Source organism: Endozoicomonas euniceicola (genome assembly GCF_025562755.1).
GTDB classification, from domain to species: Bacteria; Pseudomonadota; Gammaproteobacteria; order Pseudomonadales; family Endozoicomonadaceae; genus Endozoicomonas_A; species Endozoicomonas_A euniceicola.
This window is the reverse complement of the sequence record NZ_CP103300.1, coordinates 2323599-2341018: the sequence shown is the minus strand read 5'-3', so window position 1 is coordinate 2341018 and position 17420 is coordinate 2323599. Positions and strand designations below refer to the sequence as shown.

General features: G+C 48.9%; 17 protein-coding genes. 14 read left to right on the top strand and 3 right to left on the bottom strand.

The genetic code is table 11. The annotated features are described in order from the left end of the window. Positions 1-127: 127 nt before the first annotated feature. Complete coding sequence (locus NX720_RS08945) at positions 128-2467, top strand: Tex family protein (RefSeq protein WP_262600788.1); 2340 nt, start codon at positions 128-130, stop codon at positions 2465-2467. A gap of 319 nt (positions 2468-2786) precedes the next feature. On the opposite strand, the gene NX720_RS08940 is transcribed toward NX720_RS08945, so the two are convergent. Next, positions 2787-4130 (bottom strand): AAA family ATPase, encoded by a 1344-nt coding sequence (locus tag NX720_RS08940; protein WP_262600787.1) that lies wholly within the window; start codon positions 4128-4130, stop codon positions 2787-2789. Positions 4131-4266: 136 nt separating this feature from the next. Here NX720_RS08940 and NX720_RS08935 point away from each other — a divergent pair, with 136 nt between their 5' ends. The 4 genes from NX720_RS08935 to rsd all read left to right on the top strand — a co-directional run bounded on the left by NX720_RS08935 (position 4267) and on the right by rsd (position 7959). Continuing rightward, positions 4267-4650, top strand: coding sequence for a hypothetical protein (locus NX720_RS08935; RefSeq protein ID WP_262600786.1), 384 nt, complete (start codon positions 4267-4269; stop codon positions 4648-4650). Between the two features lie 305 nt (positions 4651-4955). After that, positions 4956-6545, top strand: coding sequence for a glutamate--cysteine ligase (gene gshA, locus NX720_RS08930; RefSeq protein WP_262600785.1), 1590 nt, complete (start codon positions 4956-4958; stop codon positions 6543-6545). Between the two features lie 105 nt (positions 6546-6650). Continuing rightward, complete coding sequence (locus NX720_RS08925; RefSeq protein ID WP_262600784.1) at positions 6651-7154, top strand: disulfide bond formation protein B; 504 nt, start codon at positions 6651-6653, stop codon at positions 7152-7154. Between the two features lie 340 nt (positions 7155-7494). Further along, entirely contained in the window at positions 7495-7959 is a 465-nt protein-coding gene (gene rsd / locus NX720_RS08920) for a sigma D regulator (protein WP_262600783.1), read from the top strand. A 74-nt stretch (positions 7960-8033) separates the two neighbouring features. Here the strand turns inward: rsd and NX720_RS08915 are convergent, their stop codons facing one another. Next, positions 8034-8747 carry an FKBP-type peptidyl-prolyl cis-trans isomerase gene (locus tag NX720_RS08915; protein ID WP_262600782.1) on the bottom strand — a complete coding sequence of 238 codons (714 nt, stop codon included), beginning with the start codon at positions 8745-8747 and terminating at the stop codon, positions 8034-8036. A 353-nt stretch (positions 8748-9100) separates the two neighbouring features. Here NX720_RS08915 and NX720_RS08910 point away from each other — a divergent pair, with 353 nt between their 5' ends. Continuing rightward, a complete protein-coding gene (locus NX720_RS08910; protein ID WP_262600781.1) occupies positions 9101-9592 on the top strand; it encodes a hypothetical protein in 492 nt (163 codons plus the stop codon). Between the two features lie 237 nt (positions 9593-9829). Beyond that, positions 9830-11752 carry an ATP-binding cassette domain-containing protein gene (locus NX720_RS08905; protein ID WP_262600780.1) on the top strand — a complete coding sequence of 641 codons (1923 nt, stop codon included), beginning with the start codon at positions 9830-9832 and terminating at the stop codon, positions 11750-11752. Between the two features lie 73 nt (positions 11753-11825). On the opposite strand, the gene NX720_RS08900 is transcribed toward NX720_RS08905, so the two are convergent. Continuing rightward, the gene (locus NX720_RS08900; RefSeq protein ID WP_262600779.1) at positions 11826-12065 is read right to left on the bottom strand and encodes a cell division protein ZapB; all 240 of its coding nucleotides are present in this window, start codon (positions 12063-12065) and stop codon (positions 11826-11828) included. 455 nt (positions 12066-12520) lie between these two features. Between NX720_RS08900 and NX720_RS08895 the strand changes: the two genes are divergently transcribed. From NX720_RS08895 to NX720_RS08865, 7 genes are all read left to right on the top strand, one after another. Next, entirely contained in the window at positions 12521-12745 is a 225-nt protein-coding gene (locus NX720_RS08895) for a hypothetical protein (protein WP_262600778.1), read from the top strand. A 171-nt stretch (positions 12746-12916) separates the two neighbouring features. Continuing rightward, on the top strand, positions 12917-14086 hold the full coding sequence (gene metX, locus NX720_RS08890; RefSeq protein ID WP_262600777.1) for a homoserine O-succinyltransferase MetX: 1170 nt from the start codon (positions 12917-12919) through the stop codon (positions 14084-14086). Beyond that, positions 14073-14669: a methionine biosynthesis protein MetW gene (gene metW, locus NX720_RS08885; RefSeq protein WP_262600776.1), complete on the top strand. Its 597-nt coding sequence runs from the start codon at positions 14073-14075 to the stop codon at positions 14667-14669. The genes metX and metW overlap by 14 nt, the downstream gene beginning before the upstream one ends. 41 nt (positions 14670-14710) lie before the next feature. Then, on the top strand, positions 14711-15214 hold the full coding sequence (locus tag NX720_RS08880; protein WP_262600775.1) for a DUF4426 domain-containing protein: 504 nt from the start codon (positions 14711-14713) through the stop codon (positions 15212-15214). A gap of 26 nt (positions 15215-15240) precedes the next feature. Continuing rightward, complete coding sequence (locus NX720_RS08875; RefSeq protein ID WP_262600774.1) at positions 15241-15837, top strand: XTP/dITP diphosphatase; 597 nt, start codon at positions 15241-15243, stop codon at positions 15835-15837. 21 nt (positions 15838-15858) lie between these two features. After that, entirely contained in the window at positions 15859-16995 is a 1137-nt protein-coding gene (gene hemW, locus NX720_RS08870; RefSeq protein ID WP_262600773.1) for a radical SAM family heme chaperone HemW, read from the top strand. Positions 16996-17043: 48 nt separating this feature from the next. Continuing rightward, positions 17044-17373, top strand: coding sequence for a DUF3392 family protein (locus NX720_RS08865; RefSeq protein WP_262600772.1), 330 nt, complete (start codon positions 17044-17046; stop codon positions 17371-17373). Positions 17374-17420 lie beyond the last annotated feature (47 nt).

Below are 17420 nucleotides of genomic sequence, written 5' to 3'. Positions count from 1 at the left end.
GTTTTCATTTATAACCAGCGGAACAGATTTTCTAATCGTTAATCCATCCTGTGCTACAGACAAAACGTCATGAACCGTTATAATTCTCCATCCAAATTAAAGCGTTATAAATAACGAGTAAGGTTTTATGGAGATCATCTTTCAGCGTATAGCAGAAGAGCTGAATGTTCGGACAGCGCAAGTAGTTAGTGCTGTTAATTTGCTGGACGATGGTGCGACCGTGCCGTTTGTCGCCCGTTATCGTAAAGAGGCTACCGGCGGTCTGGACGACACCCAGCTTCGAGTTCTGGAAGAAAGGTTGCGCTATCTGCGCGAGCTGGAAGACAGAAGAGCGACCATTCTCAACAGTATTCGCGAGCAGGACAAGCTGACTCCGGAACTGGAAAAAGACATTCTGGACGCAGACACCAAAACCCGCCTTGAGGATCTCTACCTGCCTTACAAGCCGAAGCGCCGCACCAAAGGTCAGATTGCGATTGAAGCGGGTCTGGAGCCTCTGGCGGACAAACTGTTTGAGCAGCCGGAAGTTGATCCGGAAGCTGAAGCGGCAGGCTATGTCGATGCCGACAAAGGCGTTGCGGATACGAAGGCGGCTCTGGAAGGTGCCCGCTATATCCTGATGGAGCGCTTCAGTGAAAATGCTGAGCTGCTGGGTAAACTGCGTAACATGCTGTGGGAAGAAGGCATTCTTTCCAGCCGTGGCATTGAAGGCAAGGAAGAAGAAGGCGCCAAGTTCCGTGACTACTTTGAACACGACGAGGCGCTTAAAAACGTCCCTTCCCACCGTATGCTGGCAATCCTGCGTGGCCGCAACGAAGGCGTTCTGCAATCCAGCCTGAAGCTGGCCAATGAGCCGGAATCCCGCCTGGAAACTCATCCGTGTGAAGGTGTGGTAGCGGACTTCTACGACATCGTTCATCAGGATCGTCCGGCTGATAAATGGCTGAAAGAGGTTGTGCGCTGGACCTGGCGTATCAAGTTGCTGCCACAGCTGGAAACGGAACTGATGGGAACGGTGCGTGAAAGTGCAGAGGAAGAAGCCATCAAGGTCTTTGCGAAAAATCTGAAAGACCTGCTGCTGGCAGCCCCTGCGGGCTTGCGCCCGACCCTGGGACTGGACCCGGGCCTGCGTACCGGCACTAAAGTGGCAGTGGTTGACGGCACCGGCAAGCTGGTGGAACACACCACCATTTTCCCACACGCCCCTCAACGCCAATGGAAAGAGGCTCTGGGTACGCTGGCGACCCTGTGCCTGACCCATGGTGTGGAGCTGGTCAGCATTGGTAATGGTACGGCTTCCCGCGAAACTGACCGCCTGGTGGCAGAGCTGATGCGTGCCTACCCTAAACTGGGTCTGACCAAGATTGTTGTCAGCGAAGCGGGCGCGTCGGTGTACTCAGCTTCTGAACTGGCAGCCCGGGAATTTCCGGATCTGGATGTTTCCATCCGTGGTGCAGTATCCATCGCCCGTCGTCTGCAGGACCCACTGGCGGAACTGGTAAAAATTGAGCCCAAGGCCATTGGTGTGGGTCAGTACCAGCACGACGTTAGCCAGACTCAGCTGTCACGCTCTCTGGAAGCTGTTGTGGAAGACTGTGTAAACGCCGTAGGTGTTGACGTGAATACGGCTTCCAGCGCCTTGCTGACCCGTGTGTCCGGTCTGAACCGTACCCTGGCAGACAATATTGTTGCTTTCCGTGACCGCAACGGTGCGTTCAGCAGCCGTGAGCAATTAAAAGACGTTGAACGTATGGGAGCCAAAACTTTCGAACAGGCGGCAGGCTTTCTGCGTATCATGAGCGGTGATAACCCGCTGGACGCTTCTGCGGTTCACCCGGAAACCTACTCAGTAGTGGAAAAAATCGGTGGCAAGTTTGAACGCGATGTTCGCAGCCTGATTGGCGACAGTGGTTTTCTGAAAGCCCTTGACCCGAAAGAGTATACCGATGAAACCTTTGGTGTTCCGACGGTAACCGACATCATTGCAGAACTGGACAAGCCGGGTCGTGATCCACGTCCTGAGTTCAAGGCACCGGAATTTGACGACAGTGTTGTCAAAATCAGTGACCTGAAGCTGAATATGGAGCTGGAAGGTGTGGTGACGAACGTCACCAACTTTGGTGCGTTTGTTGACGTGGGCGTTCATCAGGACGGCCTGGTGCACATTTCTGCGCTGTCTGAAAGCTTTGTCAAAGACCCGGCTGAAGTGGTTAAGGCGGGTGACATTGTTAAGGTGAAGGTCATGGAAGTCGACGTTTCCCGCAAGCGTATTGGTCTGTCCATGCGTATGAAGGACAAAGCGGAAGAAGTGGCTGAAGCCCGTCAGCAACCCCGTCGTGAGCGCTCTGCGGGTGGTGCCGGAAAACCACAGCAGAAGCAGCAAACTCGTGGTGGTAACCGTCAGAAGGAAAAGGCGGCAGGCTCGTTTGCTGATCTGTTTGCTAATGCTAAGAAGCTGCGTAAGTAAACGGATGTGAACCGTGGTATTTGAGCCGGAGTCCGAGGCTCAAATACCACAACCGACGTAAATCTTTCTATGCAACAAATTGACTGAGTTGAAGCTTTGCCTGGCGATCCGCTACCGGAAAGAAACGAATGTACTCTTTTTCCAATTGAGGTATGCGCTTTCTGTTGGCAGGCCTTTTTTCAGCTCATTTGGTAGTAAGGGGCGCAGCATTCAATAACTTACCGGGCTTTTGGCTGTTGGCTGTTGGCTATTAGCTGCTCATACAGCCAAAAGCCAACAGCCAACAGCCAACAGCGGTATATTATGTTCTGCTGCTTCCCTAAATGGCATCCTGCAAAGCATTAGCCTCTTCGATATTCTGGTCAAAAATAGTGGTGTCAATGCCGTCTTCGGACACTTCAACCTGATGGATGTTATGATCCGGCTGGACGGTATACGCCCTCACCTGTTCCGGGCGTAGAATATCTTCTTTAGTGAGTTTATTTTTCTTCATTAGCGCATCACGCTTGTCAAAGTTGGTATTGAGCATAATGCGATTATTGATTTCTCTTACCAGAAAGTCGCTATGGGTAGTCATGACCACTTTCACGCCAGCATTAACGAGCCGTGCCAGCAATCTTGCTACTTGTCTTTGTTTGTCCGGATGGAGGTTCAGCTCTGGTTCATCAATGATCAGTACACTGTCTTTTTCTGCCAGTGAGTTAATATACAAATCCAGTAAGAATATCGACTTGATAGAAGAAGAGGCCAGATAAATAGGCAGTACGGTCTTATCCCTGTTCCGTTCTTTGGCTGGCTGGTAAAGCACCTGGTTGTCGACCACCTTAAAACTACCCCCTATGATTTCTCTCAGGGCATCAAAAACAGGTTTGAACTTTCCTGCCTTTCCTTCCTTAAGAAAGCTTTTCTGTCTGGCAAGGTTGTCGGCGTCCCGCACCGTATCGATATTGTCCTTGATTGGTTCTGCGTATCGAGAACGCATACTGTTCAATAATTTGAGGGGGTTAACACCATCTTTGCTATTGGCCAGATGCTCAACCAGAATATTTTTACTGAGATCAAGCTCTTTATAAAACAGGGAAATTCCTGTGCGTTCGGAGGTTAACACAAAGGGTGAAAGCACGTGATCTTCCAGCAGGCATCTTGTCAGCTCCTGATTGATAATATCGCTGATTATCTGATGCGGTACGCCAACGTCCACATCCTGAAGGGTCACATCCAGAATGTCCGCTCCTGCCTCTTTTGAAAAGCTCAGGGTAGCTTTACGCCCGAACCGGAAAGTTTTGTAAAACTCTTTGTTGATATCCAGAGAGTAGTCATCCAGAGAAAGGCTAATACTCGCTCCTTTCATCAATTCTGAGTCGGTATTGAAATACCCTCCAAGACTTCTGCTGAAAGTACGGGACAATTGCTTCAGGAAGTGACCCATCTTGTTGGCGTATTCATCAAGCTCGATTTTTATGGTGCCAGCCTCTTTGAGATGATCGACCATATGATCATCAAAGCCAAAAGAGGTAATAGTCGGATAATGCTTCAGCAGCCCATAGATAGCATAATTCAGCCAGGTCTTGCCCACATTGTTTGGGCCGCAGATAAGGGTCATATCGCCCAGCTCAATTGTCCCCTGGTCAACATAGCCCAATTTTTTAAATGTAAATTTCATTACCTTTCGCTCTGGAAGCCGTTGCTGTTAGCCTTTGCGGCCACAGAAATTGATACCCCAATAATACACAATCGAAGACGGCTTGGCAGAACCCGGCTCAACGGCTGCTGATATCGTAACAAATGGTTCTAGAATTATGGTTCTCTCCTTATTGTTCATGGTCAGTATTGTGTGTCGTGATCACTCCTGCAAATATTACCTTTCTTTGCGTAAGGCAATCAGAAGCTATTTATGCTGCTTGTTTCTCTCGGTAGGGGTTATCGGTAGCTCCGGTCAGGAGAGCTGCCCTGAACAACAACAGAGATATGGGATACTGGTTTTCAGAATTGATGAGTACCGATGGTTTGATATTACCATTGATCTGCCAGGTCATCCGAAAACCGCTCAGGAAGTTGAAGAACAGCGGAACCGTGATGTTCATCTACGCAAATCCGGCAGACCTGATCCTCCAGCTTTTTTCCCCGGCGCCAACGAAATCACTGAAGGCATTCGTCTTCGTTTTCATTACCGGTTTAAATGATACGGTTTCCTGCGGGTTGAAAACGGAGTAATCGATACCATTTAACAGGTACTTAAATGACTCTTTAAAGTTATGCTTCATCGTGTTGCCACAGGCTGCTGGCTCATTCTTGCAGGTGCATATCAGGCGTGAACGCTATATAGTCCGCTTGGTAGCATAAGTACTTTCACTGGGAACCCGTCTGCGAAGTCATGTTGCGACTATCTTTTGGCTCAAGCTGTCTTTTGGCTCAAGCTGTTTCCGGATCAAGTTGTTTCGTTCATGATGCGCTGGAGATTCCGGAGTCATTGCCAGTATAAACAGAATTGGAACTGATCTTGACTACTCTTTACGAGCGTCGCCTGAAGCTTTTGCGGCGACCTGAACATCACAAGTTATTCAGCGGTATACGACACGGGATTGAGAGAGAAGGTCTGCGAGTCAGTCCGGATGCCCGACTGGCGCAAACGTCGCATCCGAAGGCTCTGGGCAAGACTCTGACCCATCCCTATATCACCACCGATTACTCTGAAGCGCTGCTGGAGTTTATTACACCGGTGCATAACCAGATTGATGATACTCTGAACTTCCTGAATGAGCTGCATATAGTCACCAGCAAAGTGATGGATAATGAACTTTTGTGGGCTGGGAGCATGCCATCCATTCTGGAAGGTGAGGCTCGTATACCTATTGCCCGGTACGGTCATTCAAATCCGGGCGTCATGAAGTCGGTTTATAGAGAAGGACTTGCGCACCGCTACGGCAAGGCGATGCAGACCATAGCCGGTTTGCATTACAACTTTTCCCTGCCTGCTGAGCTTTGGCACCTGCTTGGTCAGGACGAAGCAGTCAATGGCGGTGAACAGGCTTTTCAGTCTGGATTTTATTTGGGGTTGATCCGCAACTTCCGTCGGTACTCCTGGCTGTTGATGTATCTGTTCGGTGCCTCTCCTGCTGTCAGCAAGAGTTTTTTTGCTGAGTCAAAGGTGGCTCACAGTCTTCAGAGTCTTGATGAGGACTCTCTCTTTTTACCCTATGCCACCTCTTTGCGTATGAGCGATATGGGTTATACCAATAACGCCCAGTCATCCCTGAACGTCTGTTACAACACTATAGAGGAGTATGTGGCGAGTTTGTCAAAGGCGATCAAAACACCTTATCCGCCTTATGAGGAGATAGGTGTTAAACAGGGAGACCAGTATTTGCAGTTAAACGCTAACCTGCTGCAAATAGAAAACGAGTACTACAGTAATATCCGACCCAAGCGTATAGCCCGTCGTGGCGAAAAGCCTTTGGCGGCGCTGGGTAGTAGAGGGATTGAATATATTGAAGTGCGATGTCTGGATATTAACCCGTTTGAGCCGCTGGGTATTTCATCAACCGATGCGCATTTTCTGGATGTTTTTCTGGTTTACACTGGCTTAAAAGACAGCCCGGCTACGACCACTGTTCAGGAGTGTCGCCGTACCACAGAGAACTTCCGAAAAACCGTTGAAGAAGGTCGCCGTCCTGGTTTGATGCTGGAGTCTGAACATGGCGAAGTGTCTCTGCAGGAATGGGGACTGATATTGCTGGAAGATATGCTTCCTGTTGCTCACATGTTGGACCAAGCCAATGACACCAGCGGCTTTACTGACAGCATCAGGCAACAGCAGGACAAACTGAACGATGTAAATCTGACGCCATCGGCTAAGCTGATGGACGCACTGCAAAAGGGTTCGCAAAGCTATACCGATGCCATCCTGAATCTTTCCAGACTTCACCAGACGCACTTCACAAACAGTGAAATGAGCCAGGAGAGGCAGAAGTATTTTACATCGCTGGCTGAAGAGTCTGTGGAGAACCAGAGACAGTTGGAAGTTGCCGATACCCTGAGCTTTGATGAGTTCCTGAAGCAGTACCACGAGTCCGACTAAGGGAAGTGGCAGACGAAAATATCCCATCGTCATCCCGGCGCAGGCAGGAATGACGGAGGGCAGATACGCTCTTATCAACAAAACAGCAACGGAGGCCCAACAATAATGACCACTCCTCATTCAAGGCTGACTTTTTTATTGGTGACAGCTGCCTGTATGGCGCTGATGATGTTTTCATTTTACCTCCAGTTCGCTTTGGGGCTGGAGCCCTGCCCGCTGTGCATTTCCCAGAGAATCGTTCTTACGGGGCTTGGTATCGTTGCGCTGGTGGCAACCCTGCATAACCCGGTTAAAAAAGGCTATCGTCGCTATGGTGGTTTTCTGGCGCTGTTCAGTCTGACCGGAGCGTTACTGGCGGCGAGGCAGATATGGATACAAAATCTGCCAGCGGAAAAAGTACCTGCCTGTATGCCCGGAATTGAGTACCTTGTCGATATTCTTCCTGTTGCAGACCTTCTGAAAATCATGCTGACAGGGACCGGTGACTGTGCAGAGGTTCAATGGACTTTTCTTGGGTTGACGATTCCCGGCTGGACTTTGATTGTATTTGTCGGCTTTATCGTTGTTGGCTTATTTGAGTGCCTCAGGAAAAGAGAGGGTGCTGTTTAATAGGGTGTGCAGTCAGCTGTTGCTTTCTGCACTTACTGCTGGTGGGTAAATTGTACCGTCTAAATGGAACTAACGAACAAAATATAAATAATTTTTTTTAATTAAAATTTTTTTTAATATATTGAATTGCGAGTTGAAAACGAAATGAGCCCTAAAATACAAGGGTTTCACCGTGATGATTTTGTTTTATGGGAAAAAGGTCTGGTATATTTTGCAATTTGCCTCTTGCCGCAAAAATTTCGCTGTCATAACCTAGCAACTGAATCATCAAAAATAACCGGTGACTAGGTGATGCCGTTTCCATATCGATGATAAGATCCAACCGTCAAGAGGAACTGCCATGCTGGAGGGTTGCAAATCGGCCAAAGAACGTTGGGGAGGCGTATCGGATATTATTGATCGCTGGCTCGGCGATCGTCAGGAATTAATTGTTCTTTTCTGTTCAGTTAATGGAATGGATCAATTTCACGATGACAAGCGTCCTGTCGCTAATAAACTAGAAGAAATGTGCCAGATTCTGGTTGACTATGCATCATCCGGGCATTTCGAAGTCTATGAGCAGCTTGTACGAGAGGGTATGGAGTTTGATGATGGCAGTGTTGAAGTTGCGCACTCTATCATCCCAAAGCTGGAAACGAATACGCAGGTTTGCCTAAGGTTTAATGATACCTGTGAAAGTATCAGCAGCGTTCAGATGATGCAAAATTCCCTGTCTGAGTTAGGGGAAGCACTGGAAGAACGCTTTGAGCTTGAAGATAAATTGATAGAAGTTCTGCACGAATCCCACCGGGAACTGGTGACATAGCCCGTTGAAAGTAATATTGCAGGGTATTTATGAAAAGTCCGGACTCATGAATCCGGACTTTTCGTAGCTGGACGCTATTTTTTCTCGTCTTTTTTAGCGTCTTTTTTCTCGTCCTTTTTCACTTCAATTAACTCAACTTTGAAGGTCAATACTTCATTGGGGCCAATTCTGCCTGGAATTCCTCCCGGGCCATACGCCAGATCGGAAGGAATAAATAACTCCCAGGTTGAACCTTCAGGCATCGCTTTCAGACCTTCTGTCCAGCCACGAATAACCTGGTTGAGTTTAAACGTCGCAGGTTGTTTTCGTTCGTAGGAGCTGTCAAACACGGTACCATCCAGCAGTTTACCCTCGTAGTGAACGGTGACTTCACTGGTTTCAAGAGGCTTGCTGCCTTTGCCCTCTTTAATAATTCTGTATTGAAGGCCGTTGTCCATGGTGAAAATGCCGGGCTTTTTGGCATTTTCTTTCAGGAACGCCTGCCCTTTTTCAAGGTTTTTGGCGGCTTCTTCCTGCAGTTGCTTCTGGCGTTTTTCTTCCTGTTCCTTACGGGCTTTTTCAATAAGCTTGAACATCTCCTGCTTTTCCAGCTCCAGGGGTTTGCCTTCCAGAGTGTCTTTTATCCCTTTGGAAAGAGCGTCAGCATTGACGCCTTCAAACTGCTTAAGCTGTTCAGCAAGAATCGACCCCAAACTGTAGCTGACTTTATCAGCTTCAGTTTCTAGCGCAGCAGAAGACTGAAGGGTGTATGACATCAACGCGATGCCGACCAAAGCTTTTAATCTCATGGAGTCTCTCTTTATGTAGGTTATCCGGGATGCAAAAATAGCTTTTTTTCGTCCTTGCATCGTGATTTTTCCATCTTTGTGCATATATCAAAAGATATCAAGCAGTCTGTATCATTTTTATGTAAAAAACCCTGCTTTTATAGTGTTATTGTTATTTCATTACTATTTGCATAACTCAATTTTAAAAAAGTTACGAATGATTTTTTGGAATTTAATTAAGAAAAAATTTGCAGTCCTGTAATAAGCGCTCTATGTTTTTACTTAAAACTGGGTATTAATTATTCAGATTTTTTATATGCAGTAATTTACGAAGTAATGGAGTACTTAATAAAGGCAATGACGAGGGACGACAAATGCCTGTAGCCAAGAGAAAACCAACCGCTAAAAAAGCGGCTAAAAAACCTGCTGCCAAGAAGCCAGTCAAAAAAGTAGTTAAAAAGGCAGCTACCCGTAAAGTGGATCCGGTTAAAAAGCTTGAGAAAGAAATTGATGCTCTCAAGAAAAAACTGGATAAAGCCAAGGAGTCTTTGAAAAAGGCCAAGGCTAAAGCAAAAGCTTCTACCAAGAAGGCTGCTGCTAAAAAGTCTACCGCCAAAAAGACGACCAAAAAAGCTGCTGCCAAGAAAGCTACAAGCAAGGCAGCGACTAAAAAGAAGGCAACTGCTAAGAAAAAAGTGACCCGTAAAGCTGCTACCAAGAAAAAGGCACCAGCCAAAAAGGCCGCCAAAAAGACAGTAGCGAAGAAAAAAGCGCCTGCTAAGAAAGCTACCCGTAAAGTAGCTGCCAAGAAAAAAGCTCCTGCTAGAAAAGCTGCCAGCAGAAAGAGAGCGACTAAAAAGAGTTAAGCCTTTTTGCCTGTAGGCTTATCCGGCAGGGGGGCTCCCCCCCTGCGTTTTTTCCTATAACGACTTTTCATTCCCTCTCGCTTGCATTTTGCGAGTGCTCCCTTTGTGGTGGTATAGTGGCGATGTGGCGGTGATATCGTAGCGATACCAGCCACCCTTTTTATTCAGCGTGTATTATTAAACGAGTTTTGCTTCCCGAACCTTTCTCCCTCCAATAAATTCTTTATAATGCGCGGCATGATCACATTGAATTCAGTCAGCTTACAGCGCTCTGGAAAAGTCCTGCTTGAAGACACCAGTGCAACAATTCATCACGGCCAGCATGTCGGATTGGTAGGAGCCAACGGCTGCGGCAAGTCCAGCCTGTTAGCCCTGCTTATGGGAGAGCTTCAGCCAGACCAGGGCGATGTATCCATTGACCCCGGGCGGGGCATTGCCCACATGGCTCAGGAAATTAAGGCGCTTGAACGTAAGGCGGTGGAATACGTTCTTGATGGGGATGAGCAGCTGCGTGCCATTGAGCAGAAGATCAATGATGCTGAAAACGCAGGGCAGCATGAAAAACTGGCAGAACTTCATGAACAGCTGTTGCTGGCCGACGGTTATACGGCTCGCTCCAGAGCTGAGCAGATGCTGCATGGTCTTGGGTTTGGTAATGACCAGATTGAAAACAGTGTCAAAGACTTCTCCGGTGGCTGGCGTATGCGCCTGAATCTGGCTCGTACCCTGATGAGCCCGTCTGACGTTTTGTTTCTTGACGAGCCGACCAACCATTTGGACCTTGATGCTATCGTCTGGCTGGAAGGTTTCCTGCAACGTTATCAGGGAACGCTGGTGGTCATTTCCCACGACCGGGATTTTCTTGATGCGGTCACCGACATCACCATTCATATCGAACACCAGAAAGCCAACACTTACCGGGGCAATTACTCTGCGTTTGAACGTATGCGTGCTGAACGCCTGCAACAGCAGCAGGCTGCGTTTGAGAGACAGCAGAAGCAACGGGAACACATGGAAAAATTCGTAGAACGATTCCGTGCCAAGGCGACTAAGGCGAAACAGGCCCAGAGTCGTTTGAAAGCGCTGGCCCGGCTGGAAGACATTGTTCCGGCCCACGTGGATTCACCTTTTACTTTCCGTTTTCCGGAACCGGATAAAATGTCTTCCCCCCTGCTGTCTATTGACCAGGGCGAGCTGGGTTATGGGGATAAGGCACTCTTGAAACTTAAACTCAGTGTATTGCCCGGCTCCCGTATTGGTTTGCTGGGAGCCAATGGTGCCGGTAAATCTACCCTGATTCGTACACTGGCGCAGGAACTGCCACTGATAGCCGGTAAACGACAGGATGGCGAGCATTTGAAAGTGGGCTATTTTGCCCAGCACCAGCTGGAAAGTCTTGATCCCCATGCCAGTCCTGCTCTGCATTTGCAAAGAATCAGCCCGGATGCAAGAGAGCAGGAACTGAGAAATTTTCTGGGTGGCTTTGGTTTTCATGGCGATAAAGCGACAGAGACCATTGAAGGCTTCTCCGGTGGTGAACAGGCTCGGCTGGCACTGGCGATCGTTGCCTGGCAAAAGCCTAACCTTTTGCTGCTGGACGAACCGACCAACCACCTTGATCTGGAAATGCGTCATGCGCTGACCATGGCGTTACAGGAATTTGAAGGGGCGATGATTCTGGTTTCTCACGACAGAAACCTGTTACGCAGTACTACGGATGAACTGCTGCTGGTGCATGATGGCAGGGTGGATGTGTTTGCAGGTGATCTGGACGATTACAGTGACTGGCTGACTAAACTGCGTACGCAGGCAACGGAACAGCAGAACGAAGATTATGAAGAAGTGGCTGCACATTCAGCCCGGGGAAGGAAAGATCAGAAACGTCTTGCGGCTGAGCGTCGTAACGCAATGCGACCATTGAAGAAGCAGGCCGATAAGCTGGAATCACAACTGGACAAACTGCAAACCCGTTTAGCGGTTGTAGAAGATGAGCTGGCGGATTCATCGATTTACGATGCTACGGAAAAAGACCGGCTTAAAAACCTGCTGGCAGAACAGACAGACCTGACCAGAGGTATCAATAATACCGAAGAAGAGTGGATGATGGCTCTGGAAGAGCTTGAGGCACTTGAGCAGGAGCTGTCGCAGGACAGAGCCTGATAATCTGACTAAGAACGCCTCCTGAGCAGAGCCATGTTCACCCGACAAATAGTTTGCCGGGTGAACAGAGGTATCAAGCTTCGTAAGCGGCTTCTTCTTCGGTGACAGCGTCTTCAGAGACGTTGTCCAGTTTACCCAGTAAAGCACCAACGCGCTCCCCCCAGGCGCTTAACTCCTGCTTCAGTTCAGCGTTTTCCTGCTCCATGCGGGTATTGGCAGTGCGCAGCTCTTCCAGTTCCATACGGGTCAGTTCGAGCTTGTCGATCAGGTTTTGCAGCTTGGATTCCAGATGGCCTAAGGATTCAATGGACATATGTGTTTCTAGCACCAGCAGTTTGTCAGTTAACAAGGCTCTCTGCGGATACGCATACAGACGGGTATAGCAGAGTTTCATACTCAGCCATACGATAGCACATAGTTTTACTAAGTACCTCGTTGCAAAGCCGGTTTGCTTATCCGTACTTTTATCTTTTTACTTTGTTCGGTGTGAAAAAGGTATTTCGTAAGGAATCGAAAGTTCTGATGATCTTGAATTCACGGTGGAATTAGCAACTATACTTGGCAAACTTGAATAGCGAAGATTGCCGCTATCTGACATGAAATGGGCCATATTTGTCAGGTGTCTTGTTATTTGCATCACCATAAAAACGGCCACTAACTGACGGTGGCCGTTTGTTCTCGAACAGTTTCCAACGGCGTTTCTGAAAGCTGTATTTATGAAAGAGAGGTGGCGATGTACCCGGGGGCTTTTGCCTCAAGGAGTATTGCATGAGCGAGACGACACAGCCCTGTGCCAGAATCGTTTCTGTGCTCAACGTTGAAGATGAAGCCATGCGCGCTTTTTACATCTCTCTAACGCACAATCAGAGTGTTGAAGATTACATTTCTGCACGACATCTGCACTTTGCTTCACAGACTGTCGAAGGTGTGTTTCTTAATCATTTGTTGGCTCTGACCGAGCTGGCTCTGGATCATTGCGGTTCTGCCAGCTGACAACCATCGCCATTGCCGATAAACTGCAACGTCCTGTTCCTGTGATGTCTGCTGACCCAGGTAGATGCAGGAGCGGGAGGGGGCTGAATGCTTTAAAAACAATAGCCCTGAAAAAAGCTCCGGAAAGTGGGCATAAGACCGATAAGACTAAATAGAACGACAGGAAGTATTATGCCAGAAGTCATACCTGCCAACTCGGTAGGGCTGGTTACACCTCAGACCCTCCATTTTGATGAACCTCTCGAATTGAGTTGTGGTCGTTCGTTGTCCGATTTTGATCTGGTGATCGAAACCTATGGAACCCTTAATGCCGATCACAGTAATGCTGTGCTGATTTGCCATGCCCTGAGTGGGCATCACCATGCTGCCGGTTATCACTCCATGGATGACTGTAAACCGGGGTGGTGGGATAACTGCATTGGCCCCGGCAAACCCATTGATACGGACCGTTTTTTTGTGGTCAGCCTGAATAACCTGGGCGGTTGTCATGGCAGTACAGGCCCCGTCAGCATCAACCCTGAAACCGGCAAACCCTATGGCCCGGATTTCCCGATAGTCACTGTAGAAGACTGGGTACAGAGCCAGGCTCGTTTATCCGATCGCCTTGGTATTGAACAATGGGCTGCTATCGTTGGGGGCAGTCTTGGAGGAATGCAGGTTTTGCAATGGTCTGTCGCCTATCCTGAGCGTTTGCGGCATGCCGTTGTCATTGCTTCTGCCCCCAAACTGTCCGCTCAGAATATCGCCTTTAACGAGGTGGCGCGCCAGGCCATTATGTCCGATGAACAGTTTCGTGACGGTCGCTATCTGGAACATGAAACCATTCCCCGCAGCGGGCTTGGGCTGGCTCGTATGGTGGGTCATATCACCTATCTTTCAGATGATGCCATGGGGGCCAAGTTTGGTCGGGAACTCAAGAACGATGTGTTCAGTTTTGATTATGACGTACAGTTCCAGATCGAAAGCTACCTGCGTTATCAAGGTGAAAATTTTTCCGGCCACTTCGATGCTAATACTTACCTGCTAATGACCAGAGCGCTGGACTACTTTGACCCGGCCAGCCAGTGTAACGATAACCTTGCCCGGGCTCTGTCGGCTGCGAAAGCGGACTTTTTGCTGGTGTCGTTTACCACCGACTGGCGTTTTTCTCCTGAACGTTCCAGGGAGATTGTGGATGCGCTGCTCGAAGCCGGGAAAGAAGTTTCTTATCTCGAAATTGATGCGCCTCAGGGGCATGACGCCTTTCTGATGGGCATACCCCGCTATATGCAGGCGCTTTCGGCCTATATGTATCGGGTTGCAGTGGATTGCGGCAGGAGTGGCAGACATGAGCAGGCGTAACGATTTCGATATAATACGTCAGTGGATAAAACCCCGGAGTCGGGTTCTGGATCTTGCCTGTGGTCATGGCGAACTGCTGAAATCCCTGAAGCAGAGAAAGCAGGTAAAAGGCTATGGTCTGGAAATCAACCCACAGAACATTGAACGCTGTATTGTTAATGGCATCAATGTCCTTGAGCAGGATATTGATCAGGGGCTGGGTAATTTCCGTGATGGCAGTTTCGATACCGTGATCATGACTCAGGCGTTGCAGGTGTTGCGCCACCCTCATCGGGTCCTGGATGAAATGCTCAGGGTGGGCAGGGAGTGTATTGTTACCTTCCCGAACTTTGGGCACTGGCGCTGTCGCTGGTACTTATCCACAAGGGGTAAAATGCCGGTATCCCGATTTATGCCCTATACCTGGTACGACACGCCGAATATTCACTTTTGTACGTTCAGGGATTTTGAGGAACTGTGCCGGCAGAAGCAGTTTACTGTCATTGAGCGACTGGTGGTGGATAATGCTCACAAGGGGGACTGGAAAACTAAACTGCTCCCAAACCTGATGGGCGAGATAGCAATTTACCACCTGACCCGGTGATCTGGAAATAACCCTGTGGTCTGGAAATAAAGAGGTGCAGTATGAAAATAATAAACATCACAAGATCGTTTTTAGTGCTTTTAGCCAGTCTTCTGGTGCTTGGCAGCGCATGGGCTGCCGCTGTTCCTGAGGCCTCGTTTCCTGAAGCAAAAGTGTTGAAAAATGAGCCCCTGCGTTTCGGAGATTACGAGGTGTATTTTTCAGCGTTCAACAGTACGTTCATAGCGCCGGAAATCGCCAGGGTGTACCAGCTGGAGCGAGGTCCGAAATACGGCCTTGTGAACATTGCCATTCGTAATGTTAAAGACAGCGAGGTGGGCAAAGCGGTTACCGCACAGCTGGACGGTCAGCACAAAAACCTTCTGCAACAGTCAGTACCTCTGACGTTTCAGGAAGTGAAGGAAGGCTCGGCCATCTATTATCTGGCAGGTTTTCGGTTCAGTAATGAAGAACTGCTAGAATTCAGCATCGACGTAAAGCCTGAAGGCTCGGATACCAGCTATCGGGTTAAATTCAGGCAAAAATTTTATCAGGACGGGAAATAACTGTCCTAACGAGAGTAGATAATATCGTGAGTGGTGAACGTCGCCAGATTGTTCTGGCCAGTGGCAATCAGGGTAAACTGCGGGAATTCCAGCATCTGCTGGCTAACCTGAATATCGACATGCTGCCACAGAGTCAGTTCAACGTGGACTCTGTGGAAGAGACGGGACTGACCTTTGTGGAAAATGCGATCCTCAAAGCCCGCCATGCGGCAAAAATTTCCGGGTTGCCAGCCATTGCTGATGACTCGGGTATTGAAGTGGACGCACTCAATGGTCAGCCGGGCATTTATTCTGCCCGCTACGCCGGTGAGGAGGCTTCTGATGCTGAGAACAACGCCAAATTGCTGAAGAACCTGGAAGGCTTACAGGAAACGCAGCGAACCGCCCGTTTTCACTGTGTGCTGGTTTATCTGCGTCATGGGGATGATCCAACCCCACTGGTGTGCCACGGTGCCTGGGAAGGGCGTATTCTGGAAGCTCCCAGCGGTGATCATGGCTTTGGTTACGACCCGCTGTTTTATGTGCCCTCTGAAGGCTGTTCCGCTGCGGTTCTCCCAAAAGACGTGAAGAACAGTATCAGCCATCGTGCCATTGCCATGGCAAAGCTGGCAGAACAACTTTAAACCACCTGACCAAGATAACGAATGCTGCAACTGCCCCCTCTGAGTCTTTATGTACACATCCCCTGGTGTGTTAAAAAATGCCCTTATTGCGATTTTAATTCCCATGCCCTGAAAGGCGGGCTGCCTGAACAGGCTTATGTGGATGCCCTGCTGCAGGACTTTGATCAGGAGCTGGAAGCCATTCAGGGGCGGCCTCTGCGAAGTCTGTTCATTGGCGGAGGAACGCCCAGCCTTATGTCAGCAGAGGGCTTTGACCGCTTATTGCAGGGCTTACAGCAGCGTATAGTCTTTGCTGACGATATTGAAATCACTATGGAAGCCAATCCGGGTACCTATGAGCACGATCGTTTCAAGCGTTACCGGGATGTGGGCATCAACCGTTTGTCTCTGGGCGTACAGAGTTTTCAGGATGAAAAGCTGAAAGCTCTGGGTCGAATACACTGCGCTGCTGAAGCGCGGGAAGCTATTGCCTCTTTGCAGGCCATTGGCTTTGATAACTTCAATATTGATCTGATGCATGGTCTGCCAGGGCAAACCACAGAGGATGCCCTGTTTGACCTGAAAACGGCCATCGACCTGAAGCCGACGCACCTGTCGTGGTATCAGCTGACCATTGAACCGAACACGATTTTCTATTCAAAGACGCCTGTGTTGCCGGAAGATGATGAACTCTGGTCGATCCAGGAACAAGGCTGGGAACTGCTGGAGCAGGGTGGTTTTGAACAGTATGAAATTTCGGCGTACAGTCAGCCGGGACGACAGGCGCGGCATAACCTGAACTACTGGCAGTTTGGCGATTACATCGGTATCGGTGCAGGTGCCCATGGCAAACTGACGGATTACGACACTGGCAACATTTACCGCAACTGGAAAACCCGGATGCCAGCCCACTACATGAATACTGAAAAGTCCTTTGAGGCGGGTCGCAGGGTGCTGGAGGCTGATGAACTGCCGATTGAATTTATGATGAATGCCCTGAGACTGAATGCAGGTGTTCCTGAGCAACTGTTTACAGAACATACAGGTATGAACCTGGAAGTGCTGGCAGAACAGCGAAACTTTGCCATTAAACAGGGATTGCTGGAAAATAGCGACAGGCTGCAACCTACACGTCAGGGGCGGCTGTTTCTGAATAATCTGTTAGAAATATTTGCCTGAGCCAGAAAGGCTTTTGCAGGAATAACAACAAACGTACAGGGAACCTCTATGGACGGAATTGCACAAATTATTATTACAGTGTCGCAGTTTTTCCGTAACAATCTGACCCTTGTCGCCATCGCTTTAACGGCCGTCGCCGTTGTGTTTGGTGGCAGGGTATTGTCAGCATTATGCAGTAGCTGGACTGCCCGGATACACGGTGTCTTGAGAGTACCGGTTCGGGCAGCGTTCAACCTTGTTCTGTTTGGCGCAGTGTTTTCTTTTGTGCCTTACTGGCTGGCGACTCTGCTGGCGTATTTCAACAATTATACGCTGGCGCCGGTATTGCTGGTTCTGTTTATTCTGGTGGGCCTGGTTTCAGACCGGTATGCCCGCTGAATGTTGGTTCGTTTGCGTCTATTCCAGGGGGGGTTAAACTGATTTAT